General features: G+C 63.2%; 13 protein-coding genes and 2 pseudogenes. 7 read left to right on the top strand and 8 right to left on the bottom strand.

From position 1 onward, the window contains the following. Positions 1 to 141, top strand: a pseudogene (locus DK391_RS45485) (porin); the annotation flags it as partial. 285 nt (positions 142 to 426) lie between these two features. Continuing rightward, positions 427 to 1,143 carry a ProQ/FinO family protein gene (locus DK391_RS36185; RefSeq protein ID WP_109482804.1) on the top strand — a complete coding sequence of 239 codons (717 nt, stop codon included), beginning with the start codon at positions 427 to 429 and terminating at the stop codon, positions 1,141 to 1,143. Positions 1,144 to 1,453: 310 nt separating this feature from the next. Here the strand turns inward: DK391_RS36185 and DK391_RS36180 are convergent, their stop codons facing one another. The 4 genes and pseudogenes from DK391_RS36180 to DK391_RS44625 all read right to left on the bottom strand — a co-directional run bounded on the left by DK391_RS36180 (position 1,454) and on the right by DK391_RS44625 (position 6,135). Then, entirely contained in the window at positions 1,454 to 1,909 is a 456-nt protein-coding gene (locus DK391_RS36180) for a hypothetical protein (protein ID WP_109482803.1), read from the bottom strand. Positions 1,910 to 2,107: 198 nt separating this feature from the next. Further along, positions 2,108 to 4,180 (bottom strand): annotated as a pseudogene (locus tag DK391_RS36175) (prolyl oligopeptidase family serine peptidase); the annotation flags it as partial. A gap of 264 nt (positions 4,181 to 4,444) precedes the next feature. Then, complete coding sequence (locus DK391_RS36170; RefSeq protein ID WP_109482807.1) at positions 4,445 to 5,584, bottom strand: porin; 1,140 nt, start codon at positions 5,582 to 5,584, stop codon at positions 4,445 to 4,447. Between the two features lie 347 nt (positions 5,585 to 5,931). Then, positions 5,932 to 6,135: a hypothetical protein gene (locus DK391_RS44625; RefSeq protein ID WP_162601010.1), complete on the bottom strand. Its 204-nt coding sequence runs from the start codon at positions 6,133 to 6,135 to the stop codon at positions 5,932 to 5,934. Positions 6,136 to 6,162: 27 nt separating this feature from the next. On the opposite strand from DK391_RS44625, the gene DK391_RS36165 reads away from it, so the two are divergent. After that, complete coding sequence (locus DK391_RS36165) at positions 6,163 to 7,539, top strand: gluconate:H+ symporter (RefSeq protein WP_109482801.1); 1,377 nt, start codon at positions 6,163 to 6,165, stop codon at positions 7,537 to 7,539. A 9-nt stretch (positions 7,540 to 7,548) separates the two neighbouring features. Here the strand turns inward: DK391_RS36165 and DK391_RS36160 are convergent, their stop codons facing one another. Then, positions 7,549 to 8,454: a LysR family transcriptional regulator gene (locus DK391_RS36160; RefSeq protein WP_109482800.1), complete on the bottom strand. Its 906-nt coding sequence runs from the start codon at positions 8,452 to 8,454 to the stop codon at positions 7,549 to 7,551. A gap of 124 nt (positions 8,455 to 8,578) precedes the next feature. Between DK391_RS36160 and DK391_RS36155 the strand changes: the two genes are divergently transcribed. Genes DK391_RS36155 through DK391_RS36145 form a run of 3 tightly spaced genes read left to right on the top strand, consistent with a single transcriptional unit; the run spans position 8,579 to position 12,438 of the window. Further along, positions 8,579 to 10,000, top strand: a complete 1,422-nt coding sequence (locus tag DK391_RS36155; protein ID WP_109482799.1) for a M20 family metallopeptidase — start codon at positions 8,579 to 8,581, stop codon at positions 9,998 to 10,000. A 10-nt stretch (positions 10,001 to 10,010) separates the two neighbouring features. Next, complete coding sequence (locus DK391_RS36150) at positions 10,011 to 11,336, top strand: MFS transporter (protein ID WP_109482798.1); 1,326 nt, start codon at positions 10,011 to 10,013, stop codon at positions 11,334 to 11,336. Positions 11,337 to 11,367: 31 nt separating this feature from the next. Beyond that, positions 11,368 to 12,438 carry a serine hydrolase gene (locus DK391_RS36145; protein WP_109482797.1) on the top strand — a complete coding sequence of 357 codons (1,071 nt, stop codon included), beginning with the start codon at positions 11,368 to 11,370 and terminating at the stop codon, positions 12,436 to 12,438. Positions 12,439 to 12,474: 36 nt separating this feature from the next. Here the strand turns inward: DK391_RS36145 and DK391_RS36140 are convergent, their stop codons facing one another. Together DK391_RS36140 and ampC are read right to left on the bottom strand one after the other, a co-directional pair. After that, complete coding sequence (locus DK391_RS36140; RefSeq protein ID WP_109482796.1) at positions 12,475 to 12,882, bottom strand: cupin domain-containing protein; 408 nt, start codon at positions 12,880 to 12,882, stop codon at positions 12,475 to 12,477. Next, positions 12,879 to 14,024 carry a class C beta-lactamase gene (gene ampC / locus DK391_RS36135; RefSeq protein ID WP_343225466.1) on the bottom strand — a complete coding sequence of 382 codons (1,146 nt, stop codon included), beginning with the start codon at positions 14,022 to 14,024 and terminating at the stop codon, positions 12,879 to 12,881. Before ampC ends, DK391_RS36140 begins: the two co-directional genes overlap by 4 nt. Before the next feature lie 264 nt (positions 14,025 to 14,288). Here ampC and DK391_RS36130 point away from each other — a divergent pair, with 264 nt between their 5' ends. After that, complete coding sequence (locus tag DK391_RS36130) at positions 14,289 to 15,218, top strand: LysR family transcriptional regulator (RefSeq protein ID WP_109482794.1); 930 nt, start codon at positions 14,289 to 14,291, stop codon at positions 15,216 to 15,218. A 36-nt stretch (positions 15,219 to 15,254) separates the two neighbouring features. Here DK391_RS36130 and DK391_RS36125 read toward each other — a convergent pair whose 3' ends face one another. Next, on the bottom strand, positions 15,255 to 16,757 hold the full coding sequence (locus DK391_RS36125) for an MDR family MFS transporter (RefSeq protein ID WP_109482793.1): 1,503 nt from the start codon (positions 16,755 to 16,757) through the stop codon (positions 15,255 to 15,257). Positions 16,758 to 16,938 lie beyond the last annotated feature (181 nt).

The raw sequence follows: 16,938 nt of genomic DNA, 5'->3' as shown, positions 1-16,938 counted from the left end.
CGCGCGAACGGCCAGACGCTCGGCAGCAACGGCAAGAGCATCATCAACGCGACGGCGACGATCGGCGACGGCTTCAATACGACGCCTTCTTCGTCGCGCAGCATGGTCGGTGTAGGCGTCGGCATGGTGCATCGCTTCTGACCCTGCCAGACATCTCGCAGCAGGAAAAAGCGCCGCGTTTGCGGCGTTTTTTCTTTTGCGCGCAGTATTGTGGTGTTCGCGCCGGTTTCATCGGGCGCGGCGCTTGCTGCTGCCGACGGCTGTCGAAAGGCGTCGTAAGGCGCACCGATATGGCGCCCGGACACGACACGGCCATCAAGCGGCCATCCAGCAGGCGCATGATTGGCGGAGACAACCAGCAGCAGCACGCCGTGAGGATGCTCAGCGACTGCTACAATCCTGCGTCATTGCAATGAAGGTGAACACATGGGCTTTGAACAACTGGCGAAGCTGAGAGATGAACTCGCCAAGCAGGCAAAAGCGCAGCGCAAGGAACAGGCTGCGGACAAGCACGTCGCCCACACGGGTGGCAAGGATGCAAAGGCGAAGGACGCAAAGGGCAGGGACGCACGTCCCGCAGGCCAGCCGGGCGCGAAGCCGGCTGGCAAGCCGTCGTCCGCCCGTCCGGCGGCGAGGCCGCAGAACAAGCCACAAAACAAGCCGCAGAATCCGGTCGATCCCGTCGTGCACACCATCGGCAAGCTGCAGAAGCGTTTTCCGTTGGCGTTTCCGAAGAACCCTGCGCCGAAGGTGGCGCTGAAGATCGGCATTCTCGACGATCTGCTGAAGCAGGCTGCCGAACTGAAGCTGACCGAACAGGAAGTCCGCGACGCCGTGAGCACGTGGTGCCGTGGTAGCCGCTATTGGGCGAGCCTGACGGAAGGCGCATCGCGCGTCGATCTGGATGGCGCGGAAACGGGCAAGGTCACGGCGTCGGAATCGGCGTTTGCGCGCCGCCGTTCGGGTGGCCGGAACAACAAGCCGGCAACGAAGGCTGGTGGTGAAGCTGCGGCGGCTGGTGCGACGGCTGAGACGGCTGTGGAGGCTTCGGCTGAACCGGCGGCTGTGGAATCTGTGGATGCAGGCGCCGTGAAGGCAGACGATCAAGGCAATGCACCGGCTGCGGATCAGGCGCAAGGTTGATGTCGTTGGTGGTTTGAGATTGAGGTTGTAGGGAGCGGTGGCTGGTTTGCTGCTGCCTGAATGTGATTTGACATAATCTTAATTATCAACTTATTGTTTGTAGGTCCCAAATAGAAATGTCGGGTTTCCGCTAAATAGAAATGTCGTGTTTGCGGGTTCAGGCTGGTGGCCAGCTTTGCTTGAGGAGCGCTGGCCATGAACGCAACTGGGCCGATCACGATAACGATGCGCGAGCCAAACCCGTTCCACGCGCTAACGCCTCCGCGCGAAAATCTGCGAACCGTCAGCACGCGCGGAACCACCACAAGCCTTACTGTCCCGCCACCTGTTTCCTGACAAACGCCACATACCCGTCCTGTGTCTTCAGAATCTTGCTGACGCACTCGTCGTAGTCCGAGCCTTTCTCGTTGTCCTGTCCGTACATCCCGCGACATTGTGCGAACAGCGTAAGCGTCGCGCCTCCGGGCCGCGCGACACGCGTCGCCGAGAACGACACCTTGCCCGAGCTGAACGGCACATCCGTTTCGATGGCCACGGCGTCCGCGCGCGTGACGTTGGTATCCGAATGCTGCTCGACATAGCGCTTCGTCGCAGCCCACGCAGCGTCGCACTGCGCGGCGTCGCAATTGACGGCCGCGTTGCGCTGCGCAGCGGCGAGGCTGGTTTCGTTGTTGGCGTACTGCTGGGCCTGGCGTGCTTCCTTCTCGGCGGACGAGCAACCACCGAGCACGAGCGCGGCGAGCGCAACGGCGTAGATTTTTTTCACGGGCTGGGCTTCCTTTGCGACAGTCGAGCGCGATTATAGCTGTGCGCCCTGGCGCATCGCAGGTCCGCACGGTCAGCCACGCTTCATCGGACGGGAGTCGAGTGAAGGGCGCACACTCGCCTCGCGCGCCCTGCCCTTATCGCTCGCCCTAGCGTGTGAACACTCAGAACCGTGCGAACGGCGAATCGAATCGCAGCACCGCAGCAGATTGGCCCACAAAAAGCTGTACGCAACCGCTTCCGATTGCGCTGCATCCAGCCCGTCTGCACTGCCATGACCGCCATCCGTGTTTTCCAGCAACCACACGTCCCGATGTCCTTGAGCCTGCATTCGCGCAACCATCTTTCGCGCATGCGCCGGATGAACACGGTCGTCGCTGGTCGATGTCACGAACAGCACGGGCGGATACTTCGCATCGGCGGTGACGCGGTGATACGGCGAATAGGCCGCGAGCGCCGGTGCCTGAGCGGGATCGTCGGGATCGCCGTACTCATCTATCCACGACGCGCCCGCATGCAACAGGTGATAGCGCTCCATATCGAGCAACGGCACCTGACACACCACCGCGCCGAACAGATCAGGGCGCTGCACCATGCACGCGGCCACGAGCAGCCCGCCATTGCTGCCGCCCTGGATACCGAGTTGCGCGGGCGTCGTGATGCCATCGGCGATCAGCTTCTGCGCTACGGCGATGAAATCGTCGAACGACCGTTGCCGATGCTCGCGCTGCGCGGCGGTATGCCAGGCCGCACCGAACTCACCTCCCCCGCGGATATGCGCGGTGACCGCCACGCCACCGCGCTCCAGCCAGCCGACGCCGAGCCCCGGATCGTAACCGGGCACGAGCGGCACGGCGAAACCGCCATAACCCGTCATCAGACAGGGACTCGCCTTGCGTGTTTCGCCTTCGAGCGCCGTCCGCGGGCCGATTACCGTGTAGGCCACGCGCGTGCCGTCGCGCGAGTACGCGTGGTCGCGCCGGACGGTCAGCGCATCAGCATCGAACTGCGCTGGCCAGCGCGCGAGCAACACGCATTGCGACAGATCCTCCGATGCAAGATCGGCCAGCAGGTATTCAGGCGGTTGCAGGCAGTCGTCGGCATAGACATAGACTTCGTCATTGAGCGTCGGCTCGATGGGAGTCAGACTGACCTGCGACGTGCCGCGCGCGGGAAACGCACGGGAACGCCACGACCAGTTGCCATCCTCGAAGCATGGCTGGCATATCAGATTGCGGCTTTGCACGTCGTCGAGCCACGACACGATCAGATAATGCCGCGTTGCACTCCATCCGCACGCCGATGTCATGTCCGTAGGCACAAAAAGCGCAATCAGATCGCGGCTGCCTGCCAGAAAGGCATCTTCGCGAATCGCCAGCAGACTGCCGCTCGCGTGCAGCGTACCGTCGTCGGCTTCCCAGTCGAGCCGTGGCTGAAGCAGCAGCCAGCCGTTCCACGCACCGACGACCACATGCGCGGGCACCTCATAGCGCGTCCAGCCGCCATCATCCGATGCGTGATACGAGTACGAGTCGAACGAATCGATGCCACGGTACATGGTGTGCCGTTTGTCGATGGGATCGTAGGCGCCCGCCACGCTCACATCGTCGAATTCACCCTGAAACACGACGGGCGCCTCGGACAGTGGCGTGCCGCGAACCCAGCGCCGCACTTCGCGGGGATAACCGGACCGCGTGACGGTGTCGTCACCTCCGTCCCAGCCAGCATAGACAGTATCGCGGTCGATCCAGCCGACCCTATGTTTCCCCGCCTGCCCGATCACGAATCCGTCTTCGACGAAACGACTCTGCCCGATATCGAACTCGCGAGCGATAACGGAATCGCCACCATCGGGCGACAGCTGGATCAGTGCGCGATCCCCTTCGGGATAAAGAATGGAGACACCGTCCACTACCCACGGCACGCCCTCCTTCCGGCCCAATTCGTCGAAATCGATCAGGGTTTGCCAGTCGGGCGCGCCTTCGCGCCAGCTTGCCCAGGACGTGCGACGCCACAGCCCTCTTGGATTGTCCGCGTCGGTCCAGACGTCGTATGCCCATGCTTTCAGGCGCGACGGAATGACGGGCCGCTCGCGTGGCAAAAACGCCCGCTGCAGTCTGGCGACAAGCTCGTCGTGCAACGCGCCCTGACGCCACGCTTCATGCGTGCGCGCGTTCTGCCCTTCAACCCACGCATTGGCAGCAGGACTTTCCAGGTCTTCCAGAAACAGATGGGAATCGGGCTTATCGGGCCAGACTGGTGTATGCGTCATGCGGTCTCCATCGAAAGTCTTGTTGGGGAGGTTTCAACTGGAGTGACCATAATGATAAGGATGTCGTAATAAATCTGTGACATCCGACAAATTCCTGTGCGAATTTGCGTCGAACGTTGTAGTCCTTGTACGCAAAAGCACAAACGCGCGCCCCGGCTATGCCTGGGACGCGCGTCGATCAAACGTCGGCGGCAATCGCATCACGTGCCGGATCAGGCCACGCGATGCGAATCCCGCAACGGATGAAACAGCTTGAATATACGCTTAGAAGCGGTGGCGAATGCCAACCGTGCCGACCACCTGCGAATCCGTCGACGAAGCGCTCACGCCGACGATATGCGCCGTGATGCCCGAATTACCCGTGCTGCCGACGTGCTGGTAAGCCGCTTCGGCATAGACATCGGTGCGCTTGGACAGTGAATAGTCCGTTTGCAGCGTGACCTGGTGATACTTCGGATCTGCGCCTTCGAGGCTCGCGTCGGTGTACGTATAGGCACCCGACAGCGACCATGCCGGCGTGATAGCGTAACGGCCGTTCAATTCGAAGTTGGTGAAGTGCGCACCCGAGCCGTTCAGCGCGAACGCGCTCGACTTACCCGCCGCCGTCGCACCGATTGCCGTCGCATTCGCGAGTTGCGTCTGCGTGAAAACGAAACCGACGTTAGCCGGTCCGAATGCGTAGCTGACGCCCGCGCCGTACGTGCGCTGACGCGAAGCCGTGAAGGTCGCGTCGCTGCTGACTGCGCCGCTCGAGTTGCTCGAGCCTGCGCCGTTCAGTTGCAGGTAAGCTGCCGCGACCTTCAGGCCGGCAAACGTATACGATGCGCCGAGGCTGTATGCGCGGTTATCCGAAAAGCCGTCTGCTTCGTTCGAGAAGCCGTACATCGCGCCCGCCTGGAAGCCGGCGTAGTTGACGCTCTGATACTTGACCGAGTTGCTGACGCGGAACGAGTTGTTCAGGTTGTCGTTGTCGTACGGATGCGAAGCGAGCGTGCCGCCGTATTGCGTGCCGTTCAGCGACAGCGGGCCGAGATTGTCGACGAGGTTGTCGTACTGGCGGCCGAGCGTCACCGAGCCGTACTGGTTGCTGGCAAGACCGACGAACGCCTGGCGGCCGAACAGACGGCTGTTCTGGCCCATGTTGCCGTTCGACAGATTGAAGCCGCTTTCAAGGGTAAAGATCGCCTTCAGGCCGCCGCCGAGATCTTCCGCGCCGCGCAAGCCCCAACGGTTGCCGTTGAGGATGCCGCTGGCTTGCTGGACGTTGCTATGACCACCCGAATTGCTGGAATACGTGAGGCCTGTATCGAGCAGGCCGTACAGCGTGACCGAGTTTTGAGCGTGTGCGGCGCCAGCCGTGCCGAACAGTGCGAGCGAGAGGGCCGAGAGTACAAACTTTTTCATCTTTTCTCCAATTCCGATAACGAATGCTATCGTGGCGCGGAGAATATCCGATTGAATCGCTTTTGCGAATTTATCGTTGTGTTTTAACCACCCTTTAAATGCTTTCGCAATCTTCCATGTCATGCCTCGCATCATTCTGGCGATGCAGATCACCCCATGAAATGAGGCGCATCCCTCTCGCGAATGCGCCTCAAGTGCCTAATTCTAGCTGTTCCCGGAATGCAGGCTCGCGGATTTTATGAGTCGACCGTTCAATTCGCAATCGTGCCATTGCGAATTTTCCTTTCTCATTCTTATAATGGTAAGACTCTGCAATTTTCAAAGAACCGGCTTAAATTGAGTTTAAATCAATCAATAAACATTTGATAAATGTGCGTATTGCTTTTTAACGGAATTCGGGCAATGCGTGCGCCCTGTTTTCTTGTCGACCCGCAATGCATCTGCGAGCGAGCAGGCATCTGAAAGCGGGCGCTGTTACTATCGGGGCCTCTGCGCCCGCCGCCCGCCGCCTGTGCCGGGCGCGCACGCCACGATTCTTCCAACAGGCTCACCACCGCTCCAACAGAAAGAGACAGCCCGTGCATCCCACTGCAGCCCTCACCCCGTGGTCCGCCCACGACACTCGCCTGATCCTCTCGTGCGCGCTCGGCCTCGTGCTGATCATCGTGTTCATCAGCGCGCTCAAACTCGCGCCGTTCCTGTCGATCCTGATCGGTACTTTCGCCGCAGGATTCACCGCGCAACTGCCGCTCGAAACCGTTGCGAGTTCGTTCAGCAAGGGTGCGGGCGCACTGCTCGGCGACGTCGGCATCATCATTGCGCTCGGCGCGATGCTCGGTGCGCTGATGGCCGAATCGGGCGCGGCCGACCGGCTCGTGTCGACCATCCTCGAACACTCCACACCACGCCGCCTGCCGTGGATGATGGCGCTCGTCGCGATCATCATCGGTTTGCCGCTGTTCTTCGAAGTGGGCCTCGTGATGATGGTGCCCATCATCTTCGTGATGGCGCGCCGCTCGCAGCAACCCATTCTGCGCATCGCCATTCCCGCGCTCGCCGGCATGACGACGCTGCACGCGCTGCTGCCGCCGCATCCGGGTCCGCTGATCGCCGTCAGCGCGTTGCATGCCGATCTCGGCATCACGCTCGGGCTTGGGCTGATCGTCGCGATTCCTGCTGTGATTCTGGCTGGGCCTCTGTATGGCATCGCGCTGTCCAAGCGCATGCACATCGACGAACCCGAGGAAATGGGCAAGCTGTTTCGCGCTGAATCGACGCAAACGGAACTGCCTGGTTTCGCGGTATCGCTGGTCACGATCCTGATGCCTGTCGTGCTGATGCTCGGGCGCACCGTCGCAAAGCTCGCGCTTGCCAAGGACACGCTGCTGTTCGACACGCTCGATTTTCTGGGCGAACCGATCATCGCGCTCGGCCTGACGGTGATTTTTGCCATCGTCGCGCTGGGCTGGTCGCGCGGCATGTCGCGCGACCGCGTGGGCGGCATCCTGCGCAAAAGCCTGCCGCCCATCGCGGCGCTGCTGCTGACCATCGGCGCGGGCGGCGGCCTGAAGCAGACGCTCGTCGTCGCGGGCATCAGCACGACCATCGGCAAGATCGCCGTCGGCTCGCATATGCCGCTGCTGCTGCTCGCTTGGCTGATCGCCGTGGCGCTGCGTCAGGCGACGGGCTCGGCCACCGTCGCGACCACGACGACGGCGGGCATCGTCGCGCCTGTGGTCGTGGGGCTGTCGGCAACGCACAACTCGCTGATGGCGCTCGCGATCGGCGCAGGCTCGGTGTTCTTCTGCCACGTCAACGACGCCGGCTTCTGGATGGTGCGTGAGTACTTCGGGCTGAAGCTCAAGCAGACGGTGTTCGTCTGGTCGATCCTGCAGACCATCGTGTCGGTGGTCGGGCTGGTGGGGACGCTGGTGTTGTGGAATTTGCTGGGCTAAAGCAAAGACTCAATCCACCCTCTCCGGCGCCTCGATCGCCTGCATCAGCAGATCGAGAAACGTCTGCATCGCCTGCGGCAGCGTGCGCCCTGCCATCGTCTGAACCTGCAGCGTGCGCTGATGCAAGGCCGGGTTCGTGATCGGCACGGCCGCCAGCCCGTCCACGTCGAGCCGGCTGCGCACGGTCAGGTAACCCGTCAGCGTGAACGCATCGGTAAAGCGCACGAAGCTCTGCAGCGCTGCGTGGTAATTGCTGACGAACAGCGGCTCGAAGATCAGCCCTTCGAGGCTGCACGCGATATCGAACAGTTGCCGGATCGTCACGCCCTGGTTGTCCATCGCGACGGGCCAGGCCGCAAGATCCTGCAACGATAACGACTCGCTCGCGGCCAATGGATGATCGCGCCGCATCAGCGCATAGATCGGCGCGCGCTGCGAGTAATGCACGTTGATCTCCTTCTCCGGCGCGATGCTGAAACACACGGCGATATCGGCCGTTCCTTCCCTCACCCGCTGCGTCGCGACCGAAGGCGCCGAGACGTCGAGCTGAAAATGCGTCGACGGATACGTCTTCAGAAAATGCGCAAACACCTGCGGCAAAAAATGCGGCGCGACGCCTTCTGAACTCGCCACGCGTATCGTCGTGCGGCCCGCCTCGCTCAAGCCCCGGATTTCGCCCACTACGCGCTCGGTTTCGAGCAGGCTGCGCCGCGCGTGCTCGGCCAGCAGCCTGCCCGCATCGCTCAGCACCATCCCGCGCGGGCGCCGCTCGAATAGCGGCGTGCCCAGTTCCTCTTCGAGCTTGCCGATCTGCCGGCTCAACGCCGACACGGCCACGAACAGCCGCTCCGAGGCCTTGCTCAGCGACCCGCTGCGAGCCACTTCCAGAAAGTAACGCAGTGCCGTGTTGTCCATGATCCGCCTGATGCGCTTTGCCGTTTCGGCAACGATTCGTGGCAAATATTGTAATTGTGCAGAAATATCGGCGACGACACGATCGGCTCGACTACTACCCCCCAGCCGAGCGAAGGAGATTCCGTTGACTCGCGACATCGCCATTCAAAACGCGGCCAGCCAGTACGATTCAGGCCGATTTCTCGATGATCTGCGGCGCCGCGTCGCGTATCGCACGGAAAGCCAGGAGTCCGACAGCGGCGCGCGCCTGCGCAGCTATCTCGACGAGGAACTCACGCCGCTGCTCACGCAATGGGGCTTCGCCTGTCGTGTCGTCGATAACCCGGCACAAGGCGCAGGCCCGTTCCTGATCGCGCATCGCCATGAAGACGACGCGCTGCCCACCGTGCTCAGCTACGGCCATGGCGACGTCGTGCGCGGCTACGACGCGCAGTGGCGCGAAGGGCTCTCGCCGTGGGACGTGACCGTCGATGGCGAACACTGGTACGGACGCGGCACCGCCGACAACAAAGGCCAGCACAGCATCAACCTCGCCGCGCTGAAAGCCGTGCTCGACGCGCGCGGCGGCAAGCTCGGCTTCAACCTGAAGCTTCTGTTCGAAACGGGCGAAGAAGTCGGCTCGCCGGGTCTGCATGCGCTGTGCACGCAGTTACGCGATGAACTCGCCGCCGACGTGCTGATCGCGTCCGATGGCCCACGCCTGTCCGCGCATCGGCCGACGCTCTTTCTCGGCTCGCGCGGAGTCGTGAATTTCACGCTCTCGCTAGATCTGCGCGAAGGCGCCCATCACTCGGGTAACTGGGGCGGCCTGCTGCGCAATCCGGGCGTGGTGCTGGCAAACGCGATTGCATCGATGGTCGATGCGAACGGCAAGATCCTCGTCGAAGGGCTGCGCCCGCCGCCCATTCCCGACGCCGTGCGACGCGCGCTGTCGGAGATTCACGTAGGCGGCAATGCTGGCGAACCCACGGTCGATACCGATTACGGCGAACCTGGCCTCACGCCGACCGAGCGCGTGTTTGGCTGGAATAACCTCGAAGTGCTGGCCTTCCGCACCGGCAATCCGGACAAGCCCGTCAACGCGATTCCGTCTTCCGCGATCGCGTACATGCAGATCCGTTTCGTGGTCGGCACCGACTGGCAGAAGCTCGAAAGCATCGTGCGCGAGCATCTGGATGCGCACGGTTTCGGCATGGTCGAACTGGAGGTCGAGCGCGGCGCGCCCGCGACCCGCGTCGATCCCGACAACGCGTGGGTGCAATGGGCGCTGCGCTCGCTGCGCCACACCACGGGCGACGAACCCGCGCTGCTGCCGAACCTCGGCGGCACGCTGCCCAACGACGTGTTCGCCGACGTGCTCGGCATGCCGACACTCTGGGTGCCGCACTCCTATCCCGGCTGTTCGCAGCATGCACCAAACGCGCATCTGCTCGGCCCTGTCGTGCGCGACGGGTTGCGCATCATGGCCGGCCTCTTCTGGGATCTCGGCACGCAGGACACCAACGCCGTCAATCCCGCACCGCATGTCTCGACAACCCTTGCCTGAGGACGTCGCAATGAACAAGGAGTCCGACACCGCGCATCCCCCCGGCAGTCACCACGCGCCCGAGAGCACGCAAGCGGGTTCACAGCCGATGTCGGGCGCGAGCGTGTCGCGTCTGATCGTCGCCACCTCGATCGGCAATGCGCTCGAGTTCTATGACCTGATCGCCTACGGCTACTTCGCCACCACGCTGTCGAAGCTGTTCTTTCCGGCGCACAACGCGACCATCTCGCTGCTGCTCACGCTCGGCACTTTCGCGCTGTCGTACCTCGCGCGGCCCGTCGGCGCACTGGTGCTCGGTTCCTACAGCGACCGCAAGGGCCGCAAGGCGTCGCTGACGCTTTCCATTGCGATGATGACGCTCGGCACGGGCATGGTCGCCCTGATGCCCACCTACGCGACGATCGGCCTGCTCGCGCCTATCGGCATTTTTGCGTCGCGACTGCTGCAAGGCTTTTCGGCGGGCGGCGAGTTCGGCAGCTCGACTGCATTTCTGATCGAGCACGCGCCGCATCGCAGCGGTTTCATGTCGAGCTGGCAGTTCTCCAGCCAGGGCGCCAGCACACTGCTCGCTTCAGCTTTTGGCGCGGTGCTGACGGGCATGCTCACGCAGCCGCAACTCGAAGGCTGGGGCTGGCGCATTCCGTTTCTGTTCGGCATGCTGATCGGGCCGGTGGGCTTGTATATCCGCCGACGTATCGACGAAACGCCCGAGTTCGAGCGCATCGAAAAAGCCGAATCGCCCGTGCGTGAACTGCTCGCGACGCAGAAGTCACGCGTGCTGGTGTCGATCGGCGCGCTGGTGCTGACGACCACCGCGAACTACATGATCCTCTACATGCCGACTTACGCTGCACGGCAACTCGGCCTGCCCGCTTCGTCGGGCTTCATCGCGACGCTGGTGGCCGGGCTGATCGTCACCGTGCTCACGCCGCTCGTCGGGCACTGGTCGGACAAGGTGGGCCGCACACGCATCATGCTCGGTGCAGGTGCGCTGTTCTTCGTGACGGTCTATCCCGCCTTCATGTTCATGAATGCGCATCCGTCGCTGCCTACACTGCTCGCCGCCGTCACGTGGGTCGCGCTGCTGAAGGCCACCTACTTCGCGCCGATTCCCGCGCTGATGGCCGAGCTGTTTCCGGCCCGCACGCGCACCACGGGCATGGCGTTTGGCTACAACATCGGCACGACGGTGTTCGGCGGCTTCACGCCGCTCGCAGTCGCCGCATTGATCGCGGTGACCGGCAACAATCTCGCGCCCGGCCTGTATCTGATGCTGGCCGCCATCGTCAGCCTGTTGACGCTCGTGTATGCGCGAGCCCGGTTGAACGCACACTGAGTCGACGGGCGACACAAAGGAACCGTTACCTATGCAACATGATCTGCCGCAGGAACTGAACGAGGCGATCCAGTTTTCGATCGATCACGAATCGCCGTGGGACCGCAATGTCGATGGCAAATTCGGCGTGCACGTCAACGACCCGCCGCCGTGGAACCGGCTGCTCGGGCCGATCCATGACCGTGGGCCGGTGTCGGGCGCGGTGGCTGTCGATGGCCGTCTGCTCGCGACATGGGGCGAGCCGGATCGCGCCGACCTCACTTTCAGCATCGCGAAAACCTACCTCGCATTACTCGCGGGCGTCGCGCACGACCGCGGCCTGCTGCCCGATCCCGATGAAGCCGTGCGTGTGCGCGTGCCGGGCATCGGTTTCGACGATCCGCACAACGCGCCCATCACGTGGACGCAGCTGTTGCAGCAGACCAGCGAATGGCAAGGCCAATGCTTCGGTCTGTCCGATCAGGCCGACCACTATCGCGCGGTGACATTCGGCGATCCACCCGATGGCAAGAAAGGCGACTTGCGGCCGTTGCAGCCACCCGGCACGTACTGGGAATACAACGACGTGCGCATCAACCAGCTGTCGCTTGCGCTGCTGAATCTGTTCGGCAGACCGTTGCCCGAGGTGTTTCGCGAGGCGATCATGCGGCCCGTCGGTGCCAGCGATAACTGGCAGTGGGTCGGCTATGACAACGCGTGGACCGACATCGGCGGACAGCGCGTGCAAACGGTGCCGGGCGGCTCGCACTGGGGCGGCGGGATGTCGGTGAGTGCGAACGACCAGTTGAAAGTCGCGCAGATGCTGCTCGACGGCGGCGTCGCTGGTGGACGCCGCGTGCTGTCGTCGGAATGGATCGCGCGGATGCAGACGCCTTGCGCGCTGGCGCCGTACTACGGCTATCTGGTGTGGCTCAACAACGGACGCCGTGTGTTCCCCAGCGTGCCGGACACGAGCTACTTCGGCGTGGGCGCGGGCAGTTCGTTCATGTGGATCGAGCCTGAGCGCCGTATCGCGCTGATCGTGCGCTGGCTCGATTCGCAGTATGCGGACGCGTTCTTCGGCAGGATGCTCGAAGCCATCGATACGGTCTGCTCGCGATAACGTCGACCACACCGTAGCGATCAATCGATCAATCGATCAATCGCCCGCCGGGACGTTGAACGGTTTGCCCGGCGTGTGGACCCAGCTCGCCAGCACTTTCGCGCCGGACGCACCGGCCGTCGTGACATGCACCGCATTGGCCGGCAACGCGAACGATTCGCCCGCGCGATACCGGTGCGCCGGTTTGCCTTCGATCTGCACGATGACCTCGCCTGCAAGCACGTAACAGAGTTCCGGCCCGGTCGCCTTGTGGCGCGGTTTGGCGGCATTCGGCGGAAATTCGGCGATGCCCATGCCCAGTTCGCGATCGGTTCCTGAGACGGCCGCGCGTTGCAGGACGGCCGTCTCTTGCGCTTCGACGGCTTGCCCGGCCGCGTGGGCAAACTGCGCACACGCACATGCGCATGCGGCAAGCGCCGCCGCGATCCAGCGAAAGCCTTTCATGGCTGCACCAGCGACGTCAGAATCTTGTGGGCCGCTTCAACCCGGTCCGCAATCGGAAAATTGCGGTTGCCGAGTATCACGATGCCGATCCGCTTCGACGGCATGAAGGCCACGTACGATCCGAAGCCGTTGGTCGAACCTGTCTTGTTGATCCATGCGTCGTCGCTCGGTGCCTGCGGCGGATCGATCTGCGTGACAGGCGTCGCATCGAGCGCCATGCCATTCGAATTGCCCTGCAGCAGCGCGCTCAACGACACGGGATACGGGTACTGTTCCCAGATCAGATCCTGTGTCATCGGGCCAGCCTGGAAGTAGCCGGTGTGCGTGTCGGTGATCGCGCGCTGCAGGTTGGCATCGAGCTTGACCAGCTTCATATTGGTCTCGATGAAACGCAGCATGTCGGATGCCGTCGACTTCACGCCATATGCCTGCGCAGCGAGTTCGCCGCCTGCCATGCGGATCGGCTTGCCGTCCTTTGTGTAGCCTTGCGCGTAATCGGTCGAGCGCGCGGCGGGCACGTCGATGAAGCTGTTCTTCAGGCCAAGTGCCGGGAAAAGCCGCCTCTCGATCAGCACGGTGAAATCCTGCCCCATGCTTTTCGCGGCGATCACGCCGAGCGTGCCGATGCCAGGATTCGCATAGGTGCGGTACGTGCCCGGTGCATACGTGGGACGCCAGGCCTTCAACCAGGCCATCAGCTCGGCGTCGTTGTGGATCTCGTCGGGTACCTGCAGCGGCAGGCCGCCGGGCGTATGCGTGCCGAGATTGAGCAGGCTGACGTTGCCGAACGGCGAGCCACGCAGGGTCGGCAGATATTGGCCGACGCTGTCGTTTAGCGACAGGTGCCTGTCGACCTGCGCCCATTGCGTCAGCGTCGCCGTGAAGGTCTTGCTCACCGAGCCGAGCTCGAACAGCGTCTTGCCGTCCACCGGCTTGCGGGTCTGCGTCGAGGCAACGCCATAGTTGAACACCAGCGGTTTGCCATCGACGATCACGCCGACAGCCATGCCGGGAATAGCGTCCCTGGCCATCATCGGCTGGATGGCGGCATCAACGGCCTGCTGGACCTGATCGCGCGAGATGTCGGCTGCATGGCTCGTTGCGGTGATGCCAAGCGCGCAAAGCGTGATCGCGATGCGCATGCTGCGTAGTGCAAATTTCATAGGCTCATTTTCCTTGTTTCAGACTTGTGCGATCAGTTCGACGATCTGCGCGATGGCCGCGTCGCACTCGAGCCGGACGCCTGAGCCGCAACACCAGCTAACCCCCCGCCCATCAACGTGAATGCGAACTTCCGTCTCGTGACCATTGCTTTTCCCTCAATAGCCGCCACTATCGCGTTTCCGCCGCCACCTGACAAACGATGATAAATTGCTCGAAGCCCTAGAATTTCTTATGACTCGCCCATGCGACCGTATCTCCCGCTCAACGCGCTGCGCGCGTTCGAATCGTCGGCCCGGCACCTGAGCTTCACGCGCGCCGCGCTGGAACTGAGCGTCACGCAGGCAGCCGTCAGCCAGCAGGTGCGCATGCTGGAGGAACGGCTTGGCGCGACGCTCTTCAAGCGACTGCCGCGCGGCCTCGCGATCACGGATGAAGGACTTGCGCTGCGCCCCGTGCTCAGCGATGCATTCGATCGCATCGAGGCCGTATTGCGGCAGTTCGAAGGCGGACATTTTCACGAGGTGCTGACGGTCGGAGTCGTCGGGACGTTTGCGGTCGGCTGGCTGATGCCGCGTCTGAAGGGCTTTCACGACGCACACCCGTTCGTCGAGTTGCGCCTGCAGACCAACAACAATCTCGTCGATCTCGCCGCCGAAGGGCTGGACTTCGCGATCCGCTTCGGTGACGGCACGTGGCCCGGCTCGCGCGCACAGCGGCTGTTCGATGCGCCGCTCTCAGTGCTGTGCACACCGGACATCGCGCAGCGCCTTCACACCCCCGCCGATCTCGCCGGCGAAAAGCTGCTGCGCTCATACCGCGCCGACGACTGGGCCAACTGGTTCGCCGCTGCGGGCCTCTCGCCGCGGCCGGTGCGCGGTCCCGTGTTCGATTCGTCGCGGCTGATGGTGGAAGCCGCGATGCAAGGCGCAGGCGTCGCGCTCGCGCCGGCTTCGATGTTCGAACGCGATCTGTCGATGGGACGCCTCGCGCGCCCGTTCGATATCGACGTGCACGCGGGCAGCTACTGGCTCACCTGGCAAAAGGCGAAACCCGCCACGCCCGCGATGCGCGCGTTCAGTCAATGGATCGTGAAGGAAGTGGAAGAAGGCGCAGCGAGTGGCGCTGCGCCGGGCGAACTGGACTTGCAGACCATGCCCACGTCAACGGAGTGAACCACGCCTGTCGCGACATGCGTGAGCACGCTGACGTCACATCTCCGTCAGATGCGCCGCCGCCGATGTTTCGCGCGGCTGCCCGCCGATCTTGATATGCGGCACCAGCATCACCGACAGCACCGCGCCCACGCAGATCACGAAGATCGACAGGAAGGTCAGGTGCAGCGAATGAGGCAGCGCGGCGCGCACCATGTCGTTGCTGGCCAGTGCCGCCTGCGCGGCACCCGGCGTGACGTCGAGCAGTGAACGCAACTGGTCGGAGGTGATGGTCGTGCCTTTGTAGTGGCTCAGGCCGAAGTTCAGCACGGCACCGAAGATCGCCGCGCCAAGCGTGCGGCCCAGATTGCGCGAGAACAGGTTCGATGCCGTTGCCGCGCCGCGTTCGAGCGGCTGCACGATCTCCTGGATCAGGATCAGCGAACTGACGCTGACGATACCCATGCCCAGCCCCATCACCAGCGAACCGACGCCCGCCGTGATGGGCGAGCCGTCCGGCTGCAGCAGCGCGAACGCAATCGCGCCGAGCGGCAGGAAGAAGCTGCCGCCGATCATCAGGCGGCGCAGCCCGAGACGATGGAACGACTTCGCGGTGAAGGTCGCGCCCGACGGCCAGCCGAGCATCACCATCGTCAGCGCGAGACCCGCGATCACAGGCGATTGATGCAGCACGCCCTGCACGTACATCGGCAGGAACGTGGTGAGGCCCATCAGCGCCATGCCCGACAGCACGGTCGCGGCATTGCACGCAGCGATGGGCCGATGGCTCCACAGCGAGAACGAAATCATCGGCTCCGCCACGCGCCGCTCGTGCCACACGAACAGCGCGCTGCTCACCACGCACAGCGCCACTTCGAACAGCGCACGGCTGTCGTTTTCCGAACCGGCGTCGGTGAGCGCCATCATCAGCGCGCCGATCGCGACGGTGAACAGCACGGCGCCCATGATGTCGATCGACGGACGCTGATGGCGCTTCTCTTCGTGCAGGTAGGTGATGAAACCGACCGCGGCCAGAATGCCGATCGGCACGTTGATCCAGAAAATCCACGACCACGACAGGTCGCGGATCAGCAGGCCGCCCGCCATCGGGCCGATCACCGCCGAAATGGCCCAGACGCTGGCCAGATAGCCCTGGAGCTTGCCGCGCTCGCGCGCCGGATACAGATCGGCGACGATGGTCAACGTGACCGGCTGGATCGCGCCCGCGCCTACACCCTGGATCAGCCGGAACACGATCATCGCAGGCATCGACCACGCGAAACCCGCGCCCACCGAGCCAATCAGAAAAATGACGATACCCACCAGCACGGTCGGCTTGCGCCCATAGAGATCGGCGAGTTTGCCGAACACGACGGTCATGGCCGTCTGCGCGAGCAGGAACGACGAGAAGACCCAACTGTAGAGGCGCAAGCCGCCGAGTTGCGTGACGATCTGCGGCATGGCCGTCGAGACGATGGTGGCTTCGATCGCCACCATCGCCATCGACGCCATGACGGCCGCGATGACGAGGTGACGCTTCGTCTGGGGATGATTCGACATGGGGGGCTGGTATTGAGTGCGGGGGGTGCGGCGCTGAAACACCGAAAGCGCGCTGAAAACTGGCGTACAAGCGGGTTTTCAAGCAGGCGATTCGATAGGCGCAAAGAAATGTATGCTACCGCTTAATTGGATCGCTTGCACCTGGAGTGTGCGCGTTTTCACGTGTTTCCACGTGTTTTCG

The sequence above is a fragment of the Paraburkholderia sp. C35 genome (assembly GCF_003121405.1).
Taxonomy (GTDB): Bacteria; Pseudomonadota; Gammaproteobacteria; order Burkholderiales; family Burkholderiaceae; genus Paraburkholderia.
Note: the sequence above shows the minus strand (reverse complement) of the source record. Positions and strands in the feature narration are given on the sequence as shown.